The 10,835-nt window shown below is 67.3% G+C and carries 6 protein-coding genes and 3 pseudogenes; 1 reads left to right on the plus strand and 8 read right to left on the minus strand.

What is annotated here, in order from left to right; translation table 11 throughout:
- Window positions 1-227: 227 nt before the first annotated feature.
- From QR64_RS16130 to QR64_RS16150, 6 genes and pseudogenes are all read right to left on the minus strand, one after another.
- Window positions 228-1,202: a hypothetical protein gene (locus tag QR64_RS16130; protein WP_052227337.1), complete on the minus strand. Its 975-nt coding sequence runs from the start codon at window positions 1,200-1,202 to the stop codon at window positions 228-230.
- Window positions 1,199-2,188, minus strand: a complete 990-nt coding sequence (locus QR64_RS16135; protein ID WP_019290647.1) for a hypothetical protein — start codon at window positions 2,186-2,188, stop codon at window positions 1,199-1,201. The genes QR64_RS16130 and QR64_RS16135 overlap by 4 nt, the downstream gene beginning before the upstream one ends.
- A gap of 423 nt (window positions 2,189-2,611) precedes the next feature.
- Window positions 2,612-3,232 (minus strand): recombinase family protein, encoded by a 621-nt coding sequence (locus QR64_RS16140; RefSeq protein ID WP_010596700.1) that lies wholly within the window; start codon window positions 3,230-3,232, stop codon window positions 2,612-2,614.
- Between the two features lie 117 nt (window positions 3,233-3,349).
- On the minus strand, window positions 3,350-3,591 hold a 242-nt coding region (locus QR64_RS28020), incomplete at its 5' end, for a universal stress protein (RefSeq protein WP_235367180.1).
- Window position 3,592: 1 nt separating this feature from the next.
- Window positions 3,593-3,853 (minus strand): annotated as a pseudogene (locus tag QR64_RS28025) (universal stress protein); the annotation flags it as partial.
- Window positions 3,854-3,878: 25 nt separating this feature from the next.
- The gene (locus QR64_RS16150) at window positions 3,879-5,426 is read right to left on the minus strand and encodes an MFS transporter (protein WP_052227341.1); all 1,548 of its coding nucleotides are present in this window, start codon (window positions 5,424-5,426) and stop codon (window positions 3,879-3,881) included.
- A 187-nt stretch (window positions 5,427-5,613) separates the two neighbouring features.
- On the opposite strand from QR64_RS16150, the gene QR64_RS16155 reads away from it, so the two are divergent.
- A complete protein-coding gene (locus QR64_RS16155) occupies window positions 5,614-6,282 on the plus strand; it encodes a TetR/AcrR family transcriptional regulator (RefSeq protein ID WP_039586217.1) in 669 nt (222 codons plus the stop codon).
- A gap of 68 nt (window positions 6,283-6,350) precedes the next feature.
- Here QR64_RS16155 and QR64_RS28705 read toward each other — a convergent pair.
- Window positions 6,351-9,366 (minus strand): annotated as a pseudogene (locus QR64_RS28705) (Tn3 family transposase).
- Between the two features lie 734 nt (window positions 9,367-10,100).
- Window positions 10,101-10,835, minus strand: a pseudogene (locus QR64_RS16165) (site-specific integrase); the annotation flags it as partial.

The raw sequence follows: 10,835 nt of genomic DNA on the forward strand, positions 1-10,835 counted from the left end.
CACCCGATCGGGCCAGTACAACGCGACCGTGCCTCAGACTATTCCCGCCGGGATTTGTACCGGTCCTGACCGCGTGAGCTGCACCAGTGGCGGGACCCAGGACTTCATGAAACCACATCCACCTGATGCGTGCAGTGCGTGCGATGCGTGCACGCATCGCGAGCCACGCATGCCTATGTCGCGGAAAGCGCGAGGCCGGAGATCCCCTCGAATGATGAACGCCGTGGTCACGGCCCCAGGTCGGGGCCAGCGTGGGGACTGTGGTCGGGTGGCTCCGGCTGGGCCGGGGTCGTACTACCGCCGGGTGTACCGGGCTTCGAGCGTGGTGGGTGACCGGACACGGCGGCGCGCAGAGCCGACAGCAACGCCTCTTGTCCGCTGGGATCACGAGCGATCTGCTGCGCGGTGCCGGTGCCGGTGTCGCTTGGCGGTCGGGCCGTGTGGGGGTCGACCACGTAGCGGCGAATGAGACCGGACAGGCGCGCCGGGGCGATGGTCAGCCCGTCGATGCGCTGGCCGCGGTCGAGCATGGCGACCAGCTCGTGCAGAGCCCGGGCTGCGTCCTTGCGGGCACCGGTACGGGCGGTGTGCAGCTTCCAATCGGGAAACCGGTCTCGGTGTTCATGGGTGATCGACAACAGGGTGCACAGGTCGGCGATGTCCTTGGCGGCGAGGCGGCTGCGCCAGGCGAGCGCCTTGAGCACCACCGCCTGCTCGACGCCGGGCACCGGCACCTCGAAACGCAATGTCTCGCCGGTCGTCAGGCGTGCCCGCACCCGCACCTGCATCGGGTCGGCGGCGAGCGCGAGGGTCAGCCCGGGGGTGGCGTCGAAGCCGCGCCCGGCGTACTCGACGCGTTCGATCCGGCGACCACCGGTGCCGGGAACCAGGAGATCCACGGACAGGGGAGTGTCGTCGCCGGAGGGTGCCTCGTAGTGGTTGCCGGTCACCAGCCGATAACCACGGGCGAGTAGCGCGGTGTGGAAGGTGGCGTCGGCTGCGGCGACAGGGTCCATGCCGGCATCGGCGTCGGCGGTGACCCGGGCAGCGGTGTCGGTGGGGTAGAGGCGACCGAGCAGGTGCACCATGTGCCCGCCAACGACCCGATAGTTGGCCCCGGCCGCAGCGGCGGCGAGATCGGCCAACGCCCGCAGGCCGCGGTCGGCGGCATTCGACGCGGCGAGGATCTCCACCTCGGTCACAGAGCAGCCTTCTGACGGATCGTGGCGAACACATGATCGGCGGCTTCGGCGGCATCAGCGCCACCGGTGCGCAGCACATCGCCCGCAGTGATCAGCGGATCGGCCAACAGCACTGGCTCGCTGATCTCCGCGGTGCGCCACAGGGTCGGATCGGCGGGGACCTGCACGGCCATGGTGTGTTCGGCCTCGGTGGCGGGACTGAAGCCCGCGGCGGCGAGGTCGACGAACCGATCGGTGTAGAGCATCGCCCGGGTCGGCAGCCGCCATGGGGCGTACACATCGGCCGCGGCATCGCCGCTGACCAACACTGCCACATCCTGCCGGGCGCAGAAGTCAACAACGGCGGTGGCCTGGGCAATCACCGGATCCAGGCCGTACCAGTAGGTCACGGCGCCACCGGGACCGGGATAGCCGGCCAGATAGTCCGCGAGCAACTCCTCGGGGGATGCGGCGAACCAGCCGTGCTCGGTGCGCCGCACCGCCTGTAGCTGTTTGAGGGCGAATGAGACTGCCTGCTGGGAGACCTCCAGTGTCTCGGCGAGCCGGTGTTGGGTTTGCGCCCTATCCGAGAGCAGCAGGACCCGGGCCAGAGCCCAGCGCACCCAGGGTTTGCGGCCCCGGGCAGCAGATGCGGCAGGGGATGTAGGGGTTGCGTTCTCGGTCACGTCGTAGCGCGCGCCGGCGAATACGAGTAGGTCTTCGTCCACGGCGATGAGATCGATTTCGCCGTTTGTCGCGAGAGTGCGCAGATGCGCCGTGGCGTGTGGGGTTACCACGAGCACGCGCCGGGCTGGGCCCGGTTCGGCGAGCAGCCGGGCGAGGACCGTGGGGGTGGGTGGCCGCCGGGATATGCGCACCCGGGTCGGCAATTCCCGGCCGTCGGGCAGAGTCAGGTCCCAGGCGTCGAGGGAACCGGAGACAAGGCGGATGCCGGCACGACGCAGCAGCGCGATCGCGCCGGAGAGAAGCTGTGATGTTTCGGCCATGCTCGTCCCCTCGACGTGTACAAGCTTAGATGAGAAATCCTACTTTATCTTGTATTAGCTGCTAGAGCGTATAAGAATGTCGAAGTTCGCCCGGTCGCTGGTCGACTGGAGGCACGAGCGGGCACCGAACGGTGGAGCGGCTCGGCGCCGGCGTGCCTAACGTGACGGTGTCCGGTTCTGGTCCACCCTTCCGTGACGATCCAGCGGCGGGGTCGGTATCACCGGTTGTCGGGGTGAGACGGTCGCCGGGTCCCGATCCAGTGAATACCGTCGGGGCCAGGCGAATACGGGTGCGGCAGGTAGCTGGGACAGAACTCGCCGGTGTGCCAGGGGGTTCCGGTAGTAATCGCGCGGAAAACAACACATATGGCTGGACCAGCGACGATGCCGTCGTGATCGGCTCGGGCGGTGCGCTGGTTTGCGTCAGATGCGGGGTGGGGCGGGGCTGCTGATGATGCGGTGGATGGTGGAGCGACCGACGCTGTATTCCTCGGCGAGGTCGGCCAGGCTGGCGTCGTCGCCGGGGTCGTGGTAGCGGCGGTGGATCGTTTTGCGTGCTGCGAGAGGCAGTTTCGGCTGTTTGCCCTTGAGGCGGCCCTTGGCGCGGGCCTTGGCCATGCCTTCACGGGTGCGCAGGTGGCCCAGGTTGGCCTCGAATTCGGCGACCATGGCCAGGGTTTGCAGGAAGAGTTTGCCGAACGGGTCGTTCCAGTCGTAGACGGAGCTGCCGAGCCCGAACAGGACATCGCGCTTGCGCAGGTCGGTGAGGATTTCTCCGGCTTCGGCCATGTTGCGGGCGAATCGGTCGAATTTCGTTGTGGTCAGCACGACCTGCCGCCCGCTGACGGCCGCCGCTGCCGAGGTCACTGCGGCGAGCGCGTTGTCGAGGCCCGTGCGGTTGCGGCGGGTGGTGCCGGAGAACCCGGTGTCGATGAAGATCCGGTCGCGTGGAACGCCGAGAGTGAGGAGTTGGTCGGTTTGGATCTCGACGTCTTGTTCATCGGTGGAGCAACGGCAGTATCCGACGCGGAACGGTTCACCCATACCCGGAATTGTTCCGGATAGCGGGGGTTGAGCGGGACGGTACGCGGAACACCTCTACGGAACACCTGCGAGCTGGGCGGCAGTCCGCGGATCGTGGTGTTCCGGTGGCCGATCGGCTTACGGGACAGTCGTCGAGTGCCGGTCTGCGGGGTTCGGTGGCAGGTGGGGTGGATTGTCGGGCGGGGCGTGGACGATGAGGATGTCGCAGTGGGCGTGGCGGGCGAGTTCGATGGGCAGGGTGGGTAGCCAGCGGGCCAGCAGCGGGTGGCGGTGGGGGTGGCCGGTGACGATGAGGTCGGTGCCGGTGGTGGCGGCCAGGTGCAGCAGGGCGTGCAGGGTGGGTGGGGCCAGGATGTGGGNGTCGGTGGCGCCGTGGGCGGTGGCGTGGTGGCGGGCGGTGCGCAGGATCGTGTCGGTGGGGGTGGTGCCGCGGAGTTGGTAGGCGTCGGGTCCGAGCCGGTCGAGGTCGGGGCCGAGGGTGTGGGCGTCGATGTCGTGGCGGGCGCACAGGATGAGCAGGCGGGCGTGGCTGGCGCGGGCGAGTTCGGCGGCGTGGTCGATCACCCGGTAGGAGCGGTCGGAGCCGTCGGTGTCGACGAGGATGGTGTGGTAGGCCGTCATGACGACCTCCCTTTCACGGTGAGTATCAGCTGTGGGGGTCCTGCAGTGTGGATGCCGGTTCGCGCACCGTGGTCGTGGTCGTGGTCGTGGTCGTGGTCGTGGTGGGGGTGGGCCGGGGTGTGCGTCCGGGGGCGAGGATGGCCAGCGCGAGTGCTCCGGCCGCGGTGATGGCCGCCAGCGCGAGCGCGGCCTGGGTGCTGCCGTGTACGAACGCGGTCTTGGCGAATTCGGCCAGTGGCTGGGCGGCGGGTCCGGCGCGGTCGGCGACCTGCAGGGCGGCGGCGAGGGAGTCGGCGACCGGGCCGCGAGCGGGTTCGGGCAGCTGGGGCAGGGCGGGTTGGATGTGGTGGGTGTATCCGGCGGCGAGCACGCTGCCGGATACGGCGATTCCGATGGCCGCGCCGATCTCGCGGGCGGCGTCGTTGACGGCGGCGGCGACACCGTGTTTGGCCACGGGGGTGTCGGCGACGATGGCGTAGGTGGCCGGGGCGGTGCACAATCCCAGCCCGGCGCTCAGGATCAGCAACGGCCACAACAGGTCTGGGTAGTCGGCGGCCAGGGTCAACCGGCTCACCAGGAAGAGTCCGGTCGCGATGGCGAGCAGCCCGGTGACGGTCATCGCCCGCAGCCCGACCCGGCTCGACAGCCACGGCGCGATCACCGAGATCGCCACCAGCGGCACCGCCATCGGCACCAGGCCCAGCGCCGAACCGAGCGGCCCGTACCCGAGGATCAATTGCAGGTATTGCACCAGCAGCAGGAACACCCCGAAGGTGACCAGGAACTGGATGGTCACCGACAGTGACCCGGCCCCGAACCCCCGCCGGGCGAACAACCGCACATCCAGCAGCGGCGCGGCGACCCGCAACTCCATGATCACGAACACCACCGCCGCGGCGACACCGAGCGCGAGGGTGGGGGTCACGAGCGGGTCGAGCCAGCCGCGCGCGGGGATCTCGACGCAGGCGAACACGATCGCCGCGATCGCGACCGCCACCGCGACCGCGCCCGCCCAGTCCACCGGCGGGTGTTCCCGCTCGCGGGATTCGGCGATGGTGCACGCCAGCGCGGCCAGCACCACCCCGGCCACGGTCAGTCCCACGAACACCGATTCCCACGACCACCGCGCCAGCAGCAGTCCCGAGCCGAGGATCCCGAGCACCGCACCGGACCCGGCGACCCCAGCCCACACCCCGACCGCGCGCCCGCGATGCGCTTCGGGCAGCCCCGCGGTCAGGATCGACAGGGTCGAGGGCATCACCAGTGCCGCGCCCGCGCCCGCCGCCGCGCGGGCCGCGATCAGCCACACCGGCCCCGACATGAGCAGCGGCAGCGCCGAGGCCACGGAGAACACCGCCAGGCCCGCGATCAGCACGACGCGGCGCCCGTAGCGGTCACCCACCGCGCCGGCGGGCAGGACCAGGCACGCCAGGATCAGGGTGTAGCCGTCGACGATCCAGGTCAGCTGCGATTGGGTCGCGCCGGTCGCGACCGCGATCAGCGGCAACGCCGAGTACAGTGCCGCCATCGCCGCGACGACCAGGGCCACGGCCAGGCACGACACCGTCAGCATCCACCACTCGGCCCGCGCCAGCACACTGTGCCCGCCGGTCGTTTCCGGTGCGTTCACCGGCACCTCCCATACGACGAAACCATCGGTATCGCTTCGCTACCATCAGTATCATAGGCGAGAGTGGTTACGATAGAGTCGAAATCGGACACATTCACCGCCGCCCGTTTCCTTGGAGGTCTTCCCGACCATGACCGCCCGCGACCAAGCCGACACCGGACCCGCCGCGCCCCACTCCGGCACCGGTGAGGAGGGCGAGGGTCTCGATCAGGCTGATCCGCGGCTGGCGCGCTCGCGGGCCCGGTTGCTCGATGCGGCCACCCATCTGCTGGCCACCGGCGGTATCGACGCGGTCACCATCGACGCGGTCACCCGCACCTCGAAAGTCGCGCGCACCACCCTCTACCGGCACTTCGGCAGCAGCACCCGCCTGCTCGCGGCCACCTTCGAACGCCTACTCCCACGCGTGGACACCCCACCGGCCGACGGGCCCGTGCGCGAGCGGTTGATCGCGCTGCTCACCGCCCAAGCCGACCTGATCGACAATGCCCCCCTCCAGCTCACCACCCTGGCCTGGCTGTCCATGGGATCCATCGCCCCCGATCCCGCCGACACACCCCCTGACTGGGCCGCGGTGACCTCCCTGCGCGCCCAGGTCATCCGCCGCTACCGCGAACCGTTCGACCACATCCTCACCAGCTCTGAGGTCCGCGCCGTCCTCGGTGACCTCGACACGACCTTCGCCATCATCCAACTGCTGGGCCCGATCGTCTTCGCCCGCCTGACCGGGCTGCACAGCATCGATCACGACGACTGCGCGCGCCTGGTCGACGACTTCCTCACCGTCCACCGCGGGTAGTCGGCAAAAGCCCTGCCACGCTGCCCGATCGCCTCGTCTGCGCACCCCGGCGCGCGGTCGGGTCGGATTCAGAACAGGGTGTCGCGGACCCGCAACGGCCGGTAGCCGGTGGGTCCGAGCTGAGCCAACTCGGCGTCGATGTCGACCTCGATCGCGCCGAAGAAGTTGATGTTGGCGCTGTGCGCGGGCGAGATGTGGGCCAAGACCTCCTCGTCGATGCGCCGCCCAGCCCGGCGCATCTGCTCGACCGCCAGCCCGTAATACTCGGTGGTCCAGGTGATGAGGGCGTTGGTGACCAGGGTCAGACACCATGCCTGCTCGGTCTGGGCTTCCAAGTGACGGGCGCGGAAGGCTCCTTCGTGGGCATAGAGGAGGCCACGTTTGAGGGCGTGGATGGATTCGCCCTTGTTGAGCTGGCGCGAGATCTTGCGCCGGTAGTCAGGGTCGGTCAGATACCGGCAGGCATAGATGGTGCGGCGCATCGCCCCGTACTCTTTCAATGCTGCGGCGAGGGCGTTCTGTCTTCCCGACGCCGAGAGCTTGCCGACCAGCAGCGAGGCGGTGGCGTGCCCGAACTTCAGCGATCCGGCCAGCCGCAGCAGGTCGTCGTAATGCTCGGCGATCAGGTCCAGGTTCAACTTCCGTGTCAGCAGAGCGCCGGCGTGCGGGAACAGGGTGTCGGCCTCGGCGCGCGGCACCGGCCGGTACAGGGTGATCTTGCCCAGATCCCGGATACGCGGGGACAGCTGCATCCCCAGCAGATCGAACAGCGCGAAGTTCACCAGGGTGACCCCGTGAGTATCGGTCGCATGCTCGGTGACTGGCAGATCCGTTGCGTTGCCGAGGATTTCGTCCAGGACGTAGTGGGCTTCGCTGCGGGTGGTAACGATGACCTTGGTGCCGTAGGTGGTGTGCTGATCGGTGACGTGGGTATAGGTCGACAGGCCCTCCTCGGCGAAGAAGTGATTCACCGCACGGGCGGTGACCGATTTGCCGCGCGTCGGGAACCTCTGCCCGTCCGATGACGAGAGTGTGCCGGTGCCGAACACCGTGGTCAGTGGCAGTCTCTGGTGGTAGCCGATGATCGCCAGGTTCGCCGCGCGCAGCGTCTCCTCCCGCACATACCACTCCGCGGTCCAGGACAGAATGTCGTAGGAGATCCCCGACGCCGCAGCCATATTGGTGAGACCGAGGTTCGTCGAGTACGCCAGCAGCACCGCGATCAGATTGCGTTTCAACTCCGGGGCTCCGCGTCTGCTTGCCGCCCGCGTGGGTGAAACAATCCAGGTAGCCGGTGCGCTTGTCCATCTCGATCAGCACCGACACGATCGGCGCGAACGGCAGCATCTCGGTCAGCTCGGCCTTCAACTCGATGGCCTCGGTCGGAATGTCCTCGGCGCTCAGCGGGGAGATCACCAGATCACCGGTCTCGTCCAAGCGCACCGGCCCGTCACCGGCGGCGAGCATCTGCTCCAGCTCACCGACCGCCGTCAACCACTCGTCGGTGAGCGCGGCCAACGCGGCGGCCGGGTCGGCGGGTTTGTCGACCAGGCGGCAGAATTCGGCTCGCTGCGGCTCCCATTGGGTCGGGGTGAGCAGGTAGGCGGCCGGGTCGGCGTAGCGGCGTGATCCGGGCACGAACACGTCCCCGGTACGCAGCCCGTCCCGCAACCCGAGCAGCACGCACAGCTCCCAAAAGTGACGATAGGCAACGGTATTGCCGGTCTTGCGGGCCTCCTCGAGATAACCGCGCCACTTGGTCGGCACGAACCCCGCCGGTGCGTCGTCGAACACCTTGCGGCGACCGGTCGCGTTGAGTTCGCGCAGCATGTCCACCGCGATCAGCAACTCCGTCGCCGCCGTACCACCGGAGAACCGGACCGCCGACAACACCGCCGGAGTGAACTTCCTCAGATACGAATACGAACTATCGAGAGCGGCCAGATGCCCGTGATCACGCGGCAACCGCGGCTGGGCCTGCGCAATCGCCGCACGCAACCGCTCCAACCCGATGCTTCCGCCCCGGATCAACCCGCCCACATCCTCATCAGGGATCTGCGGGTCGATGAGGATGGATAGGAGGTCATCCAGCAGCGCTTGCCGGTCCTCCCCGGTCTTCGCCCGGTCGGCCAGTTGCTCGCGCATCCGGTTCTCCGCGGCACTGAACTTCCCCGACAGCGCCTGGTCGAACAACGCCACCACCTCATCGAGCACATCAGCGGCCGACTGCGCCAGCACCGTCAACAAGATCGGATACCGGCGCTGCGGATCGCGACGCTCCAACGCCTGCCCGGTCAGACGGCGGCCCAGCATGGCCAGGAACCGGCGACGCTCAGTCGGCAACACCGACAGATCAAGAGTGTCCGCGCCCAAACCGCGCACGAACTCCAGCTTCTCGACCTCGTTGCGCACAGCGGCTGTCGACGCCTCCACCGGAGGCGTCGACAGCCACCGCAACCGAGACATCCGGATCGAGACATCGGTGACCAGCAAGCCGTCCAACTCCGCGCAGCGTTGCGGCGTCAGCTCATGCGCCAACCGGTCGTAGGTCTCTCGTTGGGCCTGCTCACGCGCGTGCACGACGCGGCGGACCACGGTGTCGGGGCTGGGCCGGATCACCCGCGCCGAGATCAGATACTCACACCCCAACCGAAACAGCAGGGTCGGGGAATCGTGCTCCATCGCCCGCGCCAACAGGAACTCGTCGAGTTCTTTCAACTCCATCGCACCCGCGCTCTGCCAGCTCAGATACTGGGCCACCAGGTGCAGATGCGCGGTGCGGGTCTGCGCCCGGCGGCCGTACGAACGGATCTGCGACGCATCGACTTTCAGCTGATCCGCCAACCGTGCCACCACCACCGGCGGCGCGGCGGCGACCTTGTCCGGCACGAACCCCAGCCACGGCAGCGTGCACAACGCCACCGCCAGACCGAGCTGATCCTCCGGACCACGCCCCCGCCCCGGCGCGACGAACGCGATATCGGCCGACGTCAGCGTGAAGAACCGGAACAGCTCCTCGCGGCTGACTTCTGGAAACTCCCGCAGACGCGCCAACTCCTCAGCCGCGAATACCTGCGTCGCCATGAAACCCGACCTCCAGCACACCGACCAACCTCATCGGCAGCCAAGCCAAGCACCTACCGCACCCGCCCGCAGCCCGAACCGATCACAACACCATCGCCGCTGGTCCAGCCATATGTGTTGTTTTCCGCGCGATTACTACCGGAACCCCGCCAGGCGCTCGCGACTGTCTCCGGATCGTCGGGTGCGAAACCTGCTCGGATTGTGGGCAGGTGTTCGCGCCAACCGACCAGGCCGGAGTCATCGCGACCCCATACCCGCACCACCAACGTCATGACCTAATCCGCCCAGCTCAGCCGTTCGATCTCGTACACCCCAGTGTCCCAGGATCGTGCCGACAGATGTCTGGTCAGCGCGGACAAAAAGCGCATATCCTAGTCCGCTTGTTCGAAGTCACCGTGCCGGACGGTCGGCAGTTCCTCACCGACGTCGCTGGTGCTGTAGTACTCGTGGCGACCGTTGTTTCCGGTGCCTCGGTTCCGGTCCATGGCCGAAGTCTGCCAGGCGGAATTGCCAGGATCCCTACCCTGAGTCGCAGTGTCGCACCATCACACACAGTGGTCCAGAACCCGGTTTCCGACCCCACAGAGGATCCCCGGTAGCAACTCGCACGTGCCAGCGGGCTTGACGGCCTCTCGACGTGGCGTCCTTCGGATCGCAGGATGGCGCTGATTGGCGGGGTCACCCTTGCGCAGTTCCGCCACTGCGATATACCGGTGTGATCACGTGTTCGACGATCATGAGTTCTCCCGCCCAGAACGGTGAAGCGCAGGATAGGAAGCCCATGTCATGCCGGCTCGAGCAGCATGCGCCTCCAACGAAGCCGGCTTGAATCCGAGCGTTCGAGCCGCAACAACCGCCGGCATCTCCCGGACCAGATCGCGTATGGCCGCCGCCTTCATCGCACGCAACTCAACTCCATGCTTCCTCATCTGTTTCATCAGATAGTTGGCACTGAGCGGCTGGTCAGGGCAGATTCCGGCGAATAAGTAGGACGAGTCAGCGTTGCCTGCAGTGTTGATGTTAGGCCTGGACTGCACATAAAGTCGTAGTATTTCGTCGAACGGGTGGGGGACCTGCACGGGATGATCGCCGAAAAGAATCTCGATCACATCTTCTTTCACCGTAATGTCGTTGAGGGTGAGGCGAACCAACCGAGTGACGGGTTGACCGTAAAGAAGGAAAAGAATGGCGGCAGTGCGACAGGGCAGCGGAATTTGCTTGTTGTCGAGCAACTCTGCCATGAGGTTCAATCGCTTGTCCTGATCGATATCAGGTGATCGAAATACGGTGCTCCCTGGGAGATCGATTCGGGAAACATAGCCGTTGCGGAGCGACCATTTCATGAAGCTTTTCACACGCGTCCGTGTTGTATTTCCTGTAGCGAACCATTCGTCGATATGGGCCTGGCGGCATCGACTCAGCGAAAGCGGCTCTTCGCACTTGGTAGGGGCGGGTGTCGATCGACCCCG

The sequence above is a fragment of the Rhodococcus sp. Chr-9 genome (genome assembly GCF_000801125.1).
Classification (GTDB): Bacteria; Actinomycetota; Actinomycetes; order Mycobacteriales; family Mycobacteriaceae; genus Rhodococcus; species Rhodococcus pyridinivorans.

Bases quoted from the DNA above. Each gene is read 5' to 3' on its own strand.
- QR64_RS16135 (WP_019290647.1), bottom strand. From the start codon at position 2,188: ATGGCCGAAACATCACAGCTTCTCTCCGGCGCGATCGCGCTGCTGCGT.
- QR64_RS16140 (WP_010596700.1), bottom strand. From the start codon at position 3,232: ATGGGTGAACCGTTCCGCGTCGGATACTGCCGTTGCTCCACCGATGAA.
- QR64_RS16150 (WP_052227341.1), bottom strand. From the start codon at position 5,426: ATGCTGACGGTGTCGTGCCTGGCCGTGGCCCTGGTCGTCGCGGCGATG.
- QR64_RS16155 (WP_039586217.1), top strand. From the start codon at position 5,614: ATGACCGCCCGCGACCAAGCCGACACCGGACCCGCCGCGCCCCACTCC.